A 15,077-nucleotide genomic window follows, 5' to 3' on the forward strand; every position below is an offset into this window, starting at 1 on the left:
AATCAGTTAAAGAACTCAAAAGGAGAGTCCTGGACATGCAGACAACACCCGGTCAACGCTTTCGTGCAGCAGTCGCAGAGGAGCATCCGCTGCAGGTTGTTGGTGCGATCAACGCCAATCATGCGCTGCTGGCAAAAAGGGCCGGCTTCAAGGCCATTTATCTTTCCGGTGGTGGCGTCGCTGCCGGGTCACTGGGGCTGCCTGATCTGGGTATATCCGGACTGGATGATGTTTTGACAGACGTGCGACGTATCACTGATGTGTGCGATCTGCCGCTGCTGGTCGATGTCGATACCGGTTTTGGCGCCAGTGCATTCAACGTGGCTCGAACTGTGAAGTCGATGATTAAATTCGGCGCGGCTGCCATGCACATCGAAGATCAGGTGGGTGCCAAGCGCTGTGGTCACCGGCCTAACAAGGAAATCGTTACACAGGCAGAGATGGTGGATCGTATCAAGGCGGCTGTGGATGCACGCACCGATGACAGTTTTGTGATCATGGCGAGAACCGATGCGTTGGCGGTAGAGGGGCTTGAAGCGGCTCTGGATCGCGCCGAGGCCTGCATCGAAGCGGGTGCAGACATGGTGTTTCCGGAGGCGATTACCGAGCTGGAAATGTACGCCAGGTTCACAGACCGATTGAACGTGCCGGTACTGGCCAATATTACCGAGTTCGGTGCCACGCCGCTGTTCACGACAGAGGAACTGGCGGGCGTGGATGTTTCGCTGGTCCTGTATCCATTGTCAGCTTTCCGGGCCATGAACAAGGCAGCCGAGAATGTTTATACCGCCATCCGGCGCGACGGCACGCAGCAGAACGTCGTCGATACCATGCAGACACGTGCCGAGCTCTACGATCGTATTGATTACCATGTTTACGAAGAGCACCTGGACGCGCTGTTTGCCAAGCAGAAAAAATCCTGACTTTTTCATCCAAATGCCAGCTATGGTTTTAATAGCAGGGAGGAAACTTAATTATGTCTGACAAAAAAATTCTGAGCGGTGCCGGCCTGCGTGGACAGGTTGCAGGAAAAACAGCGCTGTCTACCGTGGGAGTGTCCGGTTCCGGTCTGACTTATCGGGGCTATGACGTCAAGGATCTGGCTGAGAACTGCCTGTTCGAAGAAGTGGCCTATCTGATTCTGAAAGGGGAGCTGCCAAGCCGCGCTGAGCTCACTGAATATCAGTCTACTTTGAAATCGCTGCGTGGATTGCCAAACGCTCTTAAAGAAGTTCTGGAGCGAATCCCCAAAGAAGCCCATCCCATGGATGTAATGCGAACGGGCTGTTCCATGCTGGGCAACCTGGAAACTGAAGAAAAGTTTGCTGATCAGGGGCATGCCGCAGACAGACTGCTGGCAGTTTTACCCTCCATCATCTGCTACTGGTATCGCTACAGTCACGATGGTGTGCGCGTCGATGAGGTGACCACTGATGAGTCGATTGGTGCGCATTTCCTGCACTTGTTGCTGGGGGAAAAACCCAAACCGCTGCACGAACAGGTGATGAATGTATCCCTGATTTTGTATGCCGAACATGAATTCAACGCGTCCACATTTACCGCGCGTGTCTGTGCATCAACCCTCTCTGATATGCACAGCTGTATCACCGGTGCCATCGGCTCGCTGCGTGGTCCCCTGCACGGCGGCGCCAACGAAGCGGCCATGGATATGATCGAGAAATTCCGGGATCCGGATCATGCCGAACAGGAAATGCTGGGTATGCTGGAGCGCAAGGAAAAGATCATGGGTTTTGGTCATGCGATTTATAAAGAATCTGACCCGCGCAATGACATTATCAAGGCCTGGTCGAAAAAGCTGTCCGACGACGTCGGTGACACGGTGCTGTATCCGGTATCGGTGCGTTGCGAGGAAGTCATGTGGCGTGAGAAGAAACTGTTCTGCAACGCCGATTTCTTCCATGCCTCGGCTTATCACTTCATGGGTATTCCGACCAAACTGTTTACACCCATTTTTGTCATGAGTCGAGTGACTGGCTGGGCAGCGCATGTCATGGAACAGCGCGCCGACAATCGGATCATCCGACCCAGCGCTGAATACACCGGCCCTGCACCGCGCCAGGTAACACCCATAGATAATCGGGGATGACATGAACAAACTGTATCGCAAGCCTCTGCCGGGGACATCGCTGGACTTTTATGATGCCCGCCAGGCAGTAGAAGATATTCAGAGCGGTGCCTGGGCATCACTGCCTTACACCTCACGAGTGCTGGCCGAAAACCTGGTGCGCCGCTGTGATCCGGATATGCTGACTGAGTCTCTGAATCAGCTTATCGAGCGCCGCCGCGACCTGGACTTCCCGTGGTTCCCTGCGCGTGTGGTGTGTCACGATATTCTCGGGCAGACGGCGCTGGTTGATCTGGCGGGGCTGCGCGATGCGATCGCTGAGCAGGGAGGTGATCCGGCCAAAGTCAATCCGGTCGTGCCTGTGCAGCTCATCGTCGACCACTCACTGGCTGTTGAGTGCGGAGGTAATGTTCCTGATGCGTTTGAGCGCAATCGTTCGGTCGAAGAGCGCCGCAATGAGGATCGCTTCCACTTTATCGACTGGACACGTTATGCCTTCAAGAATGTTGATGTGATACCGCCAGGTAACGGCATCATGCACCAGATCAATCTGGAAAAAATGTCACCGGTCATCTATGTCGACAAGGGAGTGGCATTTCCTGATACCTGTGTGGGCACGGATAGCCACACGCCACATGTCGATGCCCTGGGTGTTATCGCCGTCGGCGTGGGTGGCCTGGAGGCAGAAAATGTCATGCTGGGCCGTGCATCGTGGATGCGTCTGCCCGACATCATTGGTGTGGAACTGAAAGGTAAATTACAGCCTGGTGTCACTGCCACGGATATGGTGCTGGCATTGACTGAATTCCTGCGCAAGCAACGTGTGGTGGGTGCCTACCTGGAGTTTCATGGCGAAGGTGCCGCTGCCCTGACGCTGGGTGATCGCGCAACCATCTCCAATATGGCGCCCGAGTATGGTGCCACCGCCGCGATGTTTTTTATAGATCAGCAGACCATCGACTATCTGACCCTGACTGGTCGTGATGATGAGCAGGTGCAGCTGGTTGAGACCTATGCCCGTCATACCGGTTTGTGGGCTGACGATCTGGTTACGGCCAGATACGAGCGAACACTTGAGTTTGATCTTTCCAGTGTCACGCGCAATCTGGCGGGGCCCAGCAATCCTCACGCACGCGTTGCAACGGCTGATCTGGCGAGCAAAGGTATCGCCGTTGGTCTTGAACAGGCACGTGCCGAAGAGGCTCAGGGACTGCTGCCTGACGGTGCTGTCATCATTGCGGCGATTACCAGTTGCACCAATACCAGCAACCCGCGCAATGTGATCGCCGCGGGGCTGTTGGCGCGTAATGCCAACCGGCTGGGTCTGGTCAGCAAGCCCTGGGTGAAAACTTCCCTGGCGCCAGGGTCCAAGGCCGTAAAGCTTTATCTTGAGGAGTCGGGGCTCAAGCAGGAGCTGGAAAAGCTGGGTTTTGGAATTGTCGGGTTTGCCTGCACGACCTGTAATGGCATGTCCGGCGCTCTGGACCCTGAAATACAGCAGGAGATCGTCGACCGCGATGTGTATGCGACAGCGGTGCTGTCTGGCAATCGCAATTTTGACGGACGCATTCATCCTTACGCCAAACAGGCCTTCCTGGCCTCACCACCCCTGGTTGTTGCCTATGCCATTGCGGGTACGATTCGTTTTGACATAGAAAAGGATGTTCTGGCAGAGGTGGATGGCAAGCCTGTTCGCCTGATGGATCTGTGGCCGACGGACGAAGAGATCAACGAGGTGGTCAAGGCCAGCGTCAAACCGCAGCAGTTTCGTGATGTGTACATCCCGATGTTTGATATTTCGCGTGACGAAGCCAACAAGGTCAGCCCTTTGTATGACTGGCGCGAGATGTCCACCTATATCCGGCGTCCTCCCTATTGGGAAGGCGCGCTGGCGGGCGAGCCCAGCCTGAAGGAAATGCGCCCTTTGGCAATTCTGGGTGACAACATCACCACAGACCACCTGTCGCCCTCTAATGCCATCCTGGCAGATAGCGCTGCTGGTGAGTACCTGTCAAAAATGGGCGTTCCGGAAGAAGACTTCAACTCCTATGCAACGCATCGGGGTGATCATCTGACGGCACAGCGCGCCACCTTCGCGAATCCCAAGCTGATTAATGAAATGGCCATTGTGGATGGCGAGATTAAGCAGGGATCACTGGCGCGTATTGAGCCGGAAGGAAAGGTTACCCGGATGTGGGAAGCTATAGAAACCTACATGGAACGCAAGCAGCCACTGATCATAATCGCGGGTGCGGACTATGGACAGGGCTCTTCTCGTGACTGGGCCGCCAAAGGGGTGCGCCTGGCCGGAGTCGAGGCAATTGTGGCTGAAGGTTTTGAAAGGATCCATCGGACCAATCTGATTGGCATGGGTGTATTGCCGCTGGAGTTTGAGCCAGGCACTACACGCAAGACTCTGAAGCTGGATGGTACCGAAACCTATGATGTTCGCGGCGAGCCCAGGGCTGGGGCGACGCTGACACTGGTCATTCACCGCCGCGATGGGACTGAGCTAACCGTGCCGGTACGCTGTCGACTGGATAGTGATGAGGAAACTTCTGTGTATCAGGCTGGCGGTGTGTTGCAGCGCTTCGCACAGGACTTCCTGCAGGCAGAGGGCGCAGCATGAGCTTTCCACATCAAATACGCATACCAGCCACTTACATACGCGGCGGCACCAGCAAGGGTGTCTTTTTTGCACTGCAGGACCTGCCTGCTGAAGCGCAGCAGCCAGGTGTCTACCGGGACAAGCTGCTGCTGCGCGTGATAGGTAGTCCTGACCCCTATCAGAAGCAGATTGATGGCATGGGTGGCGCCACGTCCAGTACCAGCAAGACAGTCATTCTGTCGCGCAGCTCCAGGCCAGGCTTTGACGTCGATTATCTGTTTGGACAGGTTTCGATCGACAGCGCCTTTGTCGACTGGAGCGGCAACTGCGGCAATCTCTCCGCGGCCGTGGGTGGTTTTGCCATATCAAAAGGGCTGATTGACAGCGACAGGATACCGCAGGACGGTATCTGTCGTGTGAATATCTGGCAGGCAAATATAGGGAAGGCGATTGTTGCACATGTCCCCATGCGTGGCGGTGTGGTTCAGGAAACCGGGGACTTTGAGCTGGATGGTGTCACCTTTCCTGCCGCAGAGGTACAGCTTGAGTTTATGGATCCGGCTGACGACTCTGATGAGGGTGGTGCGCTGTTTCCCACGGGCAATCTGGTCGACGAACTGGACGTGCCAGGCATTGGTCGTTTTGCTGTAAGCATGATTAACGCCGGAATCCCGACTGTTTTTCTGAATGCCAGCGACCTGGGTTACAGTGGCACGGAATTACAGGAGGCCATCAACAATAATACTGATGCGTTAATGCGTTTCGAACGGATACGCGCTGCGGCTGCGGTTAAAATGGGATTGATCAAATCTGTTGAAGAAGCGGCGGCGAGGCAACATACGCCCAAAATCGCCTTTGTGGCACCGCCGGCTGATTACACCACTTCCAGTGGAAGGCGCGTGCTTGCCAGTGAAATCGACCTACTGGTCCGTGCTCTGTCCATGGGCAAGTTGCACCATGCCATGATGGGAACGGCGGCGGTGGCAATCGGTACTGCGGCGGCGATACCTGGTACTCTGGTCAACTCTGCGGCAGGTGGCGGTGATCGAGAGTCTGTCGTGTTCGGTCACCCGTCCGGAACATTGCGCGTGGGGGCCCGCGCCGAGCAGCGAGACGGGCAGTGGACCGTTGCCAAAGCCATCATGAGTCGCAGCGCACGGACCTTGATGGACGGCTGGGTCTACGTACCTCCGGTGGATTTGTAAAGAGTTGACACAGATTGCCAAAAAGTCGATATCTTAATTACGTTACAAAGTATCAATGAGGCATTAAAATCGCCGTTCAATTAAATTTGAGGAACTGCGATGCGATCTGCTGTCACCGCCTGCTGGGCCATGTTGTCACCCTGGATGTTCCTGGCGCACACTGCTTCTGCACAGGATGCTTCAGAGGCAGTTGTTGTCACTGATGCACCGAAACAGGTGCGTGCTGTCCGCATTAGCGTACCACCGGTCATTGATGGCAATCTCAATGACCCCGTATGGGAGCAGGCTGAAGTCATCACCGATTTTCACCAGACTCGTCCCGGCAATGGCACGCCGACCTCCGAACGCACCGAAGTTTATGTTCTGTATGATGATGACGCGCTCTACATTGGTGCGCGCATGTTTGACAGCGAGCCTGACCGTATTGCAGCACCAGTCATTCGACACGGGCAGGGCATGCCCTCTGATGACCGGCTGGTTGTGATTCTCGACCCCTTTAATGCCGGCCGCGCGGGTTACCGTTTCGAAACCAATCTGAACGCAGCACGCCATGACTCCCTGTATACCAGTCCAACCTCATTCTCGCTGGACTGGAATACTATCTGGGATGTGGCAGCCAATGTCGACGGCAACGCCTGGGTTGCCGAGATCGAAATCCCCTTCAAGTCCATTCCGTTTGACCCTGCCATCGAAAACTGGGGTTTCAACTTTGGACGTGCGATTCGCCGACGTGGTGAGGAAATGGCATGGGTGTCGCGCAACCGGACCTATAATCCCACCGTGATGGGTCAGATTACCGAGCTTGAAGGGTTGAGCGCCGGGGCCGGCCTGGATATTGTGCCATCGCTTGCAGTCAATCGCCGACGTGTATACGGACCGCAAGGTGAGTCGGAAGTGAATTGGGAACCATCGCTTGATGCGTTTTATCGCCTCACTCCATCGCTGAATGCAGCGTTGACGGTCAATACCGATTTCTCCGCCACTGAAGTCGACAATCGCCAGGTAAATCTGTCGCGCTTCAGTCTGTTTTTCCCTGAGAAGCGGGACTTCTTTCTGAACGACTCGGACCTGTTTCAGTTCGGCAACATCAGTGGCATGGCCGGCGGCAACAATGCTACTTCGGGTGGCAGCCGCGAGAACGCCCGCCCGTTCTTTTCACGTCGGATTGGGTTGAGCCAGACGGGTGCGCCGGTGGACATAAACTACGGTGGCCGGATCAGTGGCCGGGTAGGGCGCTGGAATATCGGCACGCTGGCCATTCGTCAGGATGAGTTTGGCGCTGTGGATGCATCGGATCTGTTTGTCGCCAGGGTCTCGGCCAATGTGCTGGAGGACTCGGCAATCGGTTTTATCTATACTGACGGTGACCCGGCATCCAACATTGACAACTCTGTTGCGGGCGTCGATTTCCGTTACATCAATAATCAGCTGGCACAGGGGCGGACTTTCGAGGCTGACGCCTGGTATCAGCAATCTGATACACCTGGTCTGCATGGCGATGATGTGGCCTGGGGTTTTGGTCTGCGTATGCCCAACAGCACTGGCTGGCGGTCACGCATGGGCTTCAAGGAAGTTCAGCGCAACTTTAATCCGGCCATGGGTTATGTGAATCGATCAAACATCCGCGATTTGACAGCGGATGTCGGTTATACGCATTTCTTCACAGGTGGTGGCTTGCTGCAAAGCGCGTTTGCCGGTATTGACGCTCAGCGAATCGAAGTCATCGACGGTGGCTTGCAGACCCAGGTGTTGACCTATCGGCTGCTGGAGCTGGAGACAAACAGCCGCGATTCGATGGAAGTGTCCGTGATAGATAACCGGGAAGTCGTGCAGCGCCCCTTTACGATCTATTCCAGCCCCGATCGCCAGGTCAGCATTGCGCCAGGCGATTATTCCTTCACGGAGCAGGAGATCGAAGTTTCCACCGGTGGTCAACGTCAACTGGCTGGCAGCGTGGCTTATCTGACGGGTGATTTCTATAATGGTGAGCGCGACAATATCCGTGCTTCGTTGAGCTGGAATCAGTCCAGTAATTTTGTGCTGAGTACCAGTTTTGACTGGAACAATATTTCCTTGCCGCAGGGTGACTTCATTACGCGTCTGACCAGTGTGTCGACGCAGGTGGCGTTCTCATCCACGCTGTACTGGATCAATCTGGTGCAGTACGACAATCTGTCCGAGGAGATAGGCATCAACACCCGGCTGCAGTGGATACCGCGCGCTGGCCAGGAAGGTTTTATCGTACTCAATTACAACGTGCAGGATTACGACAAGAACAATCGCTTTGAAGCACTGTCCTCAGATCTGAGTGTGAAGTTCCGTTATACCATTCGATTCTGATTCCTGCCGCGTGGGGCCTGGTCAGGAAGTCAAAGCCTGTCCGGGCCCAATCGGCAACACTGTGGTGGACTTGATCTCCTCCATGACAAAGCTGGCTGTAACATCAAACAGATCGGCCTCAATCAGGGACTGATAAAGCAGGTCGTAGCCGGCCATGTCAGTGACGACAGCCTTGATCAAATAATCGATCTGGCCACCCAGTCTGTACACTTCCTGTATTCCTGCGATCGACTGCACTACCTCGCGAAACTTGTCCGCCCAGACCTGATTGTGCTGATTTGTCCGGATGCTGATAAACACGGTCAGGCCCAGTCCGAGCTTGGCAGGGGAGAGCAGGGTGACGCGCTGACGTATGACGCCTGACTCCTCAAGTTTCTGAATGCGACGCCAGCAGGCCGACTTTGACATGCCCAGCGCATCCGCGAGTTCGGCGACGGACAGACTGGCATCCGGTTGCATCAGTCGCAACAGTTTTCTGTCGAGCTTGTCCATGAAGTAATCTCATTATTTTGCGCATGAAGGATTATCGTGCCGAAAATATACGATATTGGGAAACATTGTTGCAATACATTAATCATATGTGAATCAAATAGGAACAATGTTTACTTGATCCAGGGTTACTATACGCGCATCAAAAGCTGATACCGGATTTAGAGGTTCACGATGCATTTGCCCGATAGTCTGATTGAAAAAATACGCAGCAATATCATTGGCTGCGATGGCGCCATGACCACGGTGTTTGGGCTCAAACCCATGGTCTACGCGGATTACACTGCATCGGGTCGCAGCCTTAAATTCATTGAGGAACTGATTCAGCAGCAGGTGCTGCCCTGTTATGCCAATACCCATACTGAAACAACGCTGACCGGTGCCAATACTACCGCATGGCGCGAGTCAGCACGCCAGGCGATACGGCAGGCGGTCAATGGTAGCGAAGACGACAAGGTCATTTTCTGCGGCTACGGTGCAACAGCCGCGATCAACAAGCTTGTTGAAGTGCTGAATCTGCGTCTGCCCACCGACCCGGTCAAACGGCACCAGGTGCTGGAGTTGACCGCCCCCGAAGAGCGCCCGATAGTGCTGATTGGGCCCTACGAACATCATTCCAATGAGTTGCCGTGGCGTGAAAGTCTCGCCAAAGTGGTTGTTGTGCCCCTGGACTCTCGTGGCCAGATGGATCTGCAGGCGCTGGAGTCGTTATTGCAGCGTTATCAATCCGCCAGTCGTGTGATTGGCAGCTTCTCGGCAGCATCAAATGTCACAGGTCTGCGTACCGATGTCGTAGCTGTGACCAGACTGTTGAAGCGCTATGGGGCGCTGGCATGCTGGGATTATGCGGCAGCAGGCCCGTACTCTGCCATTAACATGAGCGAACTTGATGCAGTTTTTCTGTCGCCGCACAAGTTCGTGGGTGGTCCCGGCAGTAGTGGTGTACTTGTGGCCAAAGCTGCACTGTTTGTCAATCCGGTCCCCGCGACAGCAGGCGGGGGTACCGTGGTGTATGTCAGTCCGGACAGCCATGCCTATGTGACGAATATTGAGCGCCGTGAAGAGGCCGGCACACCCGGCATCGTAGAGTCGATTCGTGCTGGCCTGGTCATGTCGCTGCAGCAGCAGGTTGGGGCTGAGCGAATTGCCGAACTGGAACAACAGATGGCCGCTCGCGTCATGGCACGACTGAAAAAAATCGACAATATTGAAATACTCGGTGGCTGTGAGAACGAGCGGCTACCAATATTTTCTTTGCGCTTTCGTAGTAATCAGGAAGGGCCCGGAAAAGGGCGGGATCTGCATTACGGATTTGTTGTTGCATTGTTGAATGATCTTTTTGGTGTTCAGGCGCGCGGCGGTTGTTCCTGCGCGGGGCCCTATGCGCACTATCTGTTGCACATGGACAGAAACTACAGTCGCCAGGTAGAGAGTGCAGTGTTGCTGGGTGCCAGTGTGCTCAGGCCAGGCTGGGTGCGTCTGAGCTTTAATTATTTTATTTCTGACGAAGAATTCGACTACCTGATGACAGCGATAGAGCTGGTTGCTCGCCACGCTGAACAGATGCTGGTGTATTACCATTATGATGCCGTGCATGGTGTATGGCGACATTGTGATTCCGAGGCAGTGCCACGTGACCGGTTTGCAGGTATCAACTGGTTTGAAGATAATGTGGAATGTTCATTAAATTCGCAGCGCCCGGGTTTACAAGTCGCGCTGAGCAACGCTAAAAAACAGATAGAAGCGGCGGTAGCTGCGGCACAATCGCGCGATCCGAAAGCGCTGCAGCAAGATCGGGAAGCGGTAAAACTCCCGCCAGAACAAGAAGCAATTCGCTGGTTTCTCTGGCCCTCCGAGGTGTTTTGCAACGAATTGTAGCCAGCTATCGGTGATTCTGAAACTTACGGTTATAGTCCGGGCACAACTAGAATTCAGAGATCACCCACATGGTAGCAGTTCTTTTTTCGCGCCTCGCGAACCGTGCGCGCTCTTCCCGTTTGCAATTTACTGTCGCAGCTGTCGTCGCGTCACAGTTGACTGCATCACAGCTTGCAGCCCAGGAAGTCATTCCCCGTCTGACTCGTATTGATGGCCAGGCCAATATCGAACTGGACGGACGCCTGGACGAGGCAGTATGGCAGCAGATACCCGCCTTTGACGGAATGCGGGTTGTGACTCCCGATACCCTTGCCGAGAGTTCGCTGCGCACCGAAACCCGTATTTTTTATACCGAACGCGGGATTTATGTAGGTGTGATGAATCACCAGGATACCGACACGCTGGTTGCCCGAATGACGCCGCGTGACACAAGGCTTGAGCGTGATGGTGTGGTGATCAGTATTGATGCCTCAGGCGATGGCCTCTACGGCTACATGATGCGAGTCAATCTTGGCGATTCAAAAACCGATGGCACTATTCTGGCTGAGCGCCAGTTCAACATGCAGTGGGATGGTCCCTGGGAAGCATATACCAGTGTTGTTGAGGGTGGCTGGGTGGCCGAGTATTTCATCCCCTGGTCGATGATCGCATTGCCCCAGGCTTCAGGTGACAATCGTCAGATTGGCATCTACATGGAGCGTCAGGTAGGACACCTTAACGAAACCTGGTCCAATCCAGCACTTCCATCTACAGTGAACCAGTTTTTGTCTGCCTTTCAGAAGTTCGAACTCGAAGATATCGAGCCAAGAACCCAGATAACCTACTATCCATACGTCTCTGGCACCTACGATGGTGTTGATGATGAGACTGAAATGCGCGCCGGGGCGGAAGTATTCTGGCGTCCCAGTACCAATACGCAGCTCTCTTTGAGCCTGAACCCGGATTTTGGAAATGTCGAGTCGGATGACGTCGTTGTTAACCTGACCGCCTATGAAACCTTTTTTCCTGAAAAACGGGCTTTCTTCCTGGAAGGGCAGGATGTGTTTAATACTTCGCCAAGAAACCAGAGTGCGCGTGGCCCTGGTGGCCCTACATCCATGCTCAACACACGTCGTATCGGCAGTTCGGCCTCCTTTGATGTGCCGGCTGGCGTCCGTGTTGCGGACACAGACCTGAGTGCACCGACCGATCTGCTGGGTGCAGTAAAGTTTACAGGGCAAAGTGGTAACTGGCGCTATGGCACGCTGGCAGCCATGGAAGATGATATGGAAATCCGTGGCACACTCAATGACGGGACACGTGTCACACTCGAGTCTGAAGGCCGTGATTTTACGGTAGGCCGCCTGTTGTACGAAACCACGGGCCCAGCAGGGCGTCGATCGATCGGCTGGATGGGGACCGACGTCTCGCATTCTGATATTGATGCTACGGTCAATGGCGTGGACGTCCACTATTTTTCCGGCAACAACCGTTGGCTGTTCGACGGACAGGTGCTGCGCAGTGATGTGGATGGTGTAGAGGGTAACGGTGTTATTGGCGATCTCATCTATATGCCTCAGCGCGGTGTCATGCACCGTTTTGCTGCGGGATATCATGATGACACGCTGGATCTGAATACTCTTGGTTTCCTGACGCGTAATGATCTCAGTCACTTTGATTACAACTATACAAACAACAGTTCAAATGTCGAAGGACTGCGCTCGCGTGAGTATTCAATGTTTGTCTTCAATCACTGGAATGGCAACAACGACTGGGTACGCCAGGGCGTATTTAATTCTCTCAATCTGACATTTTTGAACAACCACTCGCTGAACAGCAGTCTGCGCTATTACGCGCGTCGTGTTGAGGATCGGCTGGGTCGCGGCTCTGGCGACTACAAGATCCCGGGACGCTGGCAATTTGTCAGCACCTGGGAATCTGACCCCTCGCAACAGATACGCTACAAGCTTGGTATCGATGCCAACACCGAAGATCTTGGTGAACGAAACACGACAACCACAGCCGGTATCAGCTATCGACCTGTCGACAATTTCTCGCTGGATGTGGAAGCATCATATACCGATCGTGAGGGCCTGCTCGTCTATCAGGGTGGCGGTCGCTACACCAGCTTCGAGGCGACTCAATGGTCTCCCAAAGTGACACTGGACTACTTCATCAGCGCCCGGCAACAGTTCCGGGTTGGGCTGCAATGGACTGGTCTGAAGGCGTTTGAGAACAAGTTTCTGCAGGTGAATCCAGATCGTCTGGAAGAGTTGCGCGAAGTACCCAAGCCTGATGCCCAGAGTGACAGCTTTGTCATCAGCCGATTGACCTTCCAGGCACGTTATCGCTGGGAAATTGCGCCTCTGTCTGATCTCTTCGTCGTTTATACGCGCGGTGGTAACGTACCGGGTGGACTTTTTGACGAATACACTGGACTGTTAAGCGAGTCCTGGCAGGATCCGGTGGTCGACACGTTGGTCGTCAAGCTGCGGTATCGACTCGGTTCGTGATCTGCGCTAATGTCAGTGATGTCATTACCAAAACAATAATGAGATCACTGATATGCGACGTTTATCACTGCCAGTGGCTGCTGCGCTGCTGGTTTTCCTGGCCAGTGCAAGTCTCGAGTTGCCCGGCGTGGCGCCTGTCCTTGCTCAGGAGCCGGTCATTCAGCCTGCGGCGGAAAGCAGTATGGATTTCACCCCGGTGAGGACATCTATCAGACCTACTGCGCTGCCTGCCATGAGGGTGGTGATCCACGTGCCGCCAGTTTTGAAGCACTGCAGTCAATGACTGCGCAGGCGCTTCACTACACACTGACTTCAGGCCCCATGGCCATTCAAGGCCAGCAACTGACAGGCGAACAGCGAGATACTCTGGTTGACTACCTGGCGATTGCCGAAGTGTCTGATGAGTGGATCAGCAGTAATCTGTGTGCCGCCGATGACAGTACCATCAGCCTGAGCCCTGTGCATCTGAGTCATGCCGGAGGTGATCTGGCTTTTTCACGCCAGCTGTCCGCTGCACAAAGCGGCTTGAGTCATGAGGATCTGGGCAATCTGGAGCTGGCCTGGGCGCTGGGCATCCCTGGTGTCGGTGGTCTGCGCTCCTCCCCGGCCATTGCTGGTGACACACTGTTCTATCCCGCCGGGGCCTCCGGCAAAGTGTTGGCACTACACGTTGAATCCGGTTGTGTTCAATGGAGTTACGATGCCGGTGCCGCGCTACGTGGTTCTGCCGTGCTCAGTGGTGCACTGGACGATGGCTCACAACTTCTTTATGTCTCCGACGAACGGGCGCGGCTGCACGCGGTGAATCCGCTGACTGGTGAACGCCGCTGGCTGATTGATGGCACGATCGACGAAGGTGTGCATACCCGGCTCACCGGTGTGCCCATGTACCATGATCAGCGTCTATATGTACCGGTCTCTGCCTCTGGCGTTCAGCGAGGTGGCGAGCCTACTCACGAGTGCTGTGATGGGCGCGGCGGGGTGCTGGCTCTTGATGCAGCCAGTGGCGAGCGTATCTGGACCTATGTCACCATGCCGCCGGCCGAGTATACAGGGGAGCGCAATTCTGTTGGCGTTCGTCTGCGTGGGCCGTCCGGCGCACCAATCTGGTCGAGTCCCGGACTGGATCCCGAGCGTCGACAGCTCTATGTCACGACCGGCGAAAATACCTCACTGCCGGCGACTGAAACCAGTAATGCCATCATCGCGCTGGATATGGACACTGGCGAGCAGCGTTGGCTGTTTCAGGCCGTCGCCAATGACGTCTGGAACATGGCATGCACCGGCCGTGAGTACGGACCCAATTGTCCCTCAGAGCAGGACAGCATTATCAAGGACTGGGATTTTGGAGGAGCGGCGATTCGTGTCACGCTGGCAGATGGCAGTGAACGACTGGTTGCCGGCCAGAAATCAGGTCATTTGTGGGCCCTGAACCCGGACAATGGCGAGCTTGTCTGGCAGCAGCGCGTCGGTGAAGGCGGCGCTCTGGGCGGCAATCACTGGGGTGTGGCTGTTGCCGGAGACAAAGTGCTGTTGCCGATCAGCGATCCGAATGGTGGCGGTCGCAGCGATGATGTCATCAAGGCTGGGGTGCACGCCTTTGAACTCGCTGACGGTGAGCCGACCTGGTCCTATCTGTCGCGACCGGACTGTGCCAATGGCCGGGATGAACGCGTGCCGGGTTGTGACGCGCGTTACGGTTTTTCAGCCATGCCACTGGTCATCGATGGCGCGCTGGTGGCCGGCAATATCGATGGTCGACTGTTCATCTTTGATACCGAGACTGGCCAGATACTGTTTGAGTATGACACGGCGGTAGGCTTTGATACCGTCAATGGCGTTGCGGCGCGAGGCGGTTCGATTGACGCTCAGTCGATTGCGGCAGGCGCAGGCATGTTATTCGTCGGGTCTGGCTATGACCGTTTCCGTCAACAGGCAGGTAATATACTGCTGGCGTTTCGGCCGGCCCGATAGCAGCA

Annotated in this window: 10 protein-coding genes; 9 read left to right on the top strand and 1 reads right to left on the bottom strand. The window is 55.1% G+C overall.

Features of this window, described 5'->3' with window-relative positions; translation table 11 throughout:
* Positions 1-35 precede the first annotated feature (35 nt).
* The 5 genes from prpB to LVD14_RS09960 all read left to right on the top strand — a co-directional run bounded on the left by prpB (position 36) and on the right by LVD14_RS09960 (position 8,239).
* Positions 36-923 (top strand): methylisocitrate lyase, encoded by an 888-nt coding sequence (gene prpB, locus LVD14_RS09940; RefSeq protein WP_237133930.1) that lies wholly within the window; start codon positions 36-38, stop codon positions 921-923.
* 53 nt (positions 924-976) lie between these two features.
* Positions 977-2,107 carry a 2-methylcitrate synthase gene (gene prpC / locus LVD14_RS09945; RefSeq protein WP_237133931.1) on the top strand — a complete coding sequence of 377 codons (1,131 nt, stop codon included), beginning with the start codon at positions 977-979 and terminating at the stop codon, positions 2,105-2,107.
* 1 nt (position 2,108) lies between these two features.
* On the top strand, positions 2,109-4,715 hold the full coding sequence (gene acnD, locus LVD14_RS09950) for a Fe/S-dependent 2-methylisocitrate dehydratase AcnD (protein ID WP_237133932.1): 2,607 nt from the start codon (positions 2,109-2,111) through the stop codon (positions 4,713-4,715).
* A complete protein-coding gene (gene prpF / locus LVD14_RS09955; protein ID WP_237133933.1) occupies positions 4,712-5,899 on the top strand; it encodes a 2-methylaconitate cis-trans isomerase PrpF in 1,188 nt (395 codons plus the stop codon). The genes acnD and prpF overlap by 4 nt, the downstream gene beginning before the upstream one ends.
* 99 nt (positions 5,900-5,998) lie before the next feature.
* Complete coding sequence (locus LVD14_RS09960) at positions 5,999-8,239, top strand: carbohydrate binding family 9 domain-containing protein (RefSeq protein WP_237133934.1); 2,241 nt, start codon at positions 5,999-6,001, stop codon at positions 8,237-8,239.
* Positions 8,240-8,260: 21 nt separating this feature from the next.
* On the opposite strand, the gene LVD14_RS09965 is transcribed toward LVD14_RS09960, so the two are convergent.
* Positions 8,261-8,731 (bottom strand): Lrp/AsnC family transcriptional regulator, encoded by a 471-nt coding sequence (locus LVD14_RS09965; RefSeq protein ID WP_237133935.1) that lies wholly within the window; start codon positions 8,729-8,731, stop codon positions 8,261-8,263.
* Positions 8,732-8,902: 171 nt separating this feature from the next.
* Here LVD14_RS09965 and LVD14_RS09970 point away from each other — a divergent pair, with 171 nt between their 5' ends.
* From LVD14_RS09970 to LVD14_RS15555, 4 genes are all read left to right on the top strand, one after another.
* Positions 8,903-10,606, top strand: coding sequence for an aminotransferase class V-fold PLP-dependent enzyme (locus tag LVD14_RS09970; protein WP_237133936.1), 1,704 nt, complete (start codon positions 8,903-8,905; stop codon positions 10,604-10,606).
* 68 nt (positions 10,607-10,674) lie between these two features.
* Positions 10,675-13,098, top strand: a complete 2,424-nt coding sequence (locus LVD14_RS09975; RefSeq protein ID WP_237133937.1) for a DUF5916 domain-containing protein — start codon at positions 10,675-10,677, stop codon at positions 13,096-13,098.
* Positions 13,099-13,150: 52 nt separating this feature from the next.
* Positions 13,151-13,381: a hypothetical protein gene (locus tag LVD14_RS09980; RefSeq protein WP_237133938.1), complete on the top strand. Its 231-nt coding sequence runs from the start codon at positions 13,151-13,153 to the stop codon at positions 13,379-13,381.
* On the top strand, positions 13,303-15,072 hold the full coding sequence (locus tag LVD14_RS15555; RefSeq protein ID WP_237134648.1) for a PQQ-binding-like beta-propeller repeat protein: 1,770 nt from the start codon (positions 13,303-13,305) through the stop codon (positions 15,070-15,072). The genes LVD14_RS09980 and LVD14_RS15555 overlap by 79 nt, the downstream gene beginning before the upstream one ends.
* Positions 15,073-15,077: the final 5 nt, after the last annotated feature.

The organism is Pseudohongiella sp. O18 (genome assembly GCF_021729085.1).
In the GTDB taxonomy this organism is placed as follows: domain Bacteria; phylum Pseudomonadota; class Gammaproteobacteria; order Pseudomonadales; family Pseudohongiellaceae; genus Pseudohongiella.

Excerpts from the sequence above, each read along its gene's own strand:
- prpC (WP_237133931.1), top strand. The coding sequence starts at position 977 with ATGTCTGACAAAAAAATTCTGAGCGGTGCCGGCCTGCGTGGACAGGTT.
- LVD14_RS09970 (WP_237133936.1), top strand. The coding sequence starts at position 8,903 with ATGCATTTGCCCGATAGTCTGATTGAAAAAATACGCAGCAATATCATT.
- LVD14_RS09975 (WP_237133937.1), top strand. The coding sequence starts at position 10,675 with ATGGTAGCAGTTCTTTTTTCGCGCCTCGCGAACCGTGCGCGCTCTTCC.
- prpF (WP_237133933.1), top strand. The coding sequence starts at position 4,712 with ATGAGCTTTCCACATCAAATACGCATACCAGCCACTTACATACGCGGC.
- acnD (WP_237133932.1), top strand. The coding sequence starts at position 2,109 with ATGAACAAACTGTATCGCAAGCCTCTGCCGGGGACATCGCTGGACTTT.
- prpB (WP_237133930.1), top strand. The coding sequence starts at position 36 with ATGCAGACAACACCCGGTCAACGCTTTCGTGCAGCAGTCGCAGAGGAG.
- LVD14_RS09965 (WP_237133935.1), bottom strand. The coding sequence starts at position 8,731 with ATGGACAAGCTCGACAGAAAACTGTTGCGACTGATGCAACCGGATGCC.
- LVD14_RS09960 (WP_237133934.1), top strand. The coding sequence starts at position 5,999 with ATGCGATCTGCTGTCACCGCCTGCTGGGCCATGTTGTCACCCTGGATG.
- LVD14_RS09980 (WP_237133938.1), top strand. The coding sequence starts at position 13,151 with ATGCGACGTTTATCACTGCCAGTGGCTGCTGCGCTGCTGGTTTTCCTG.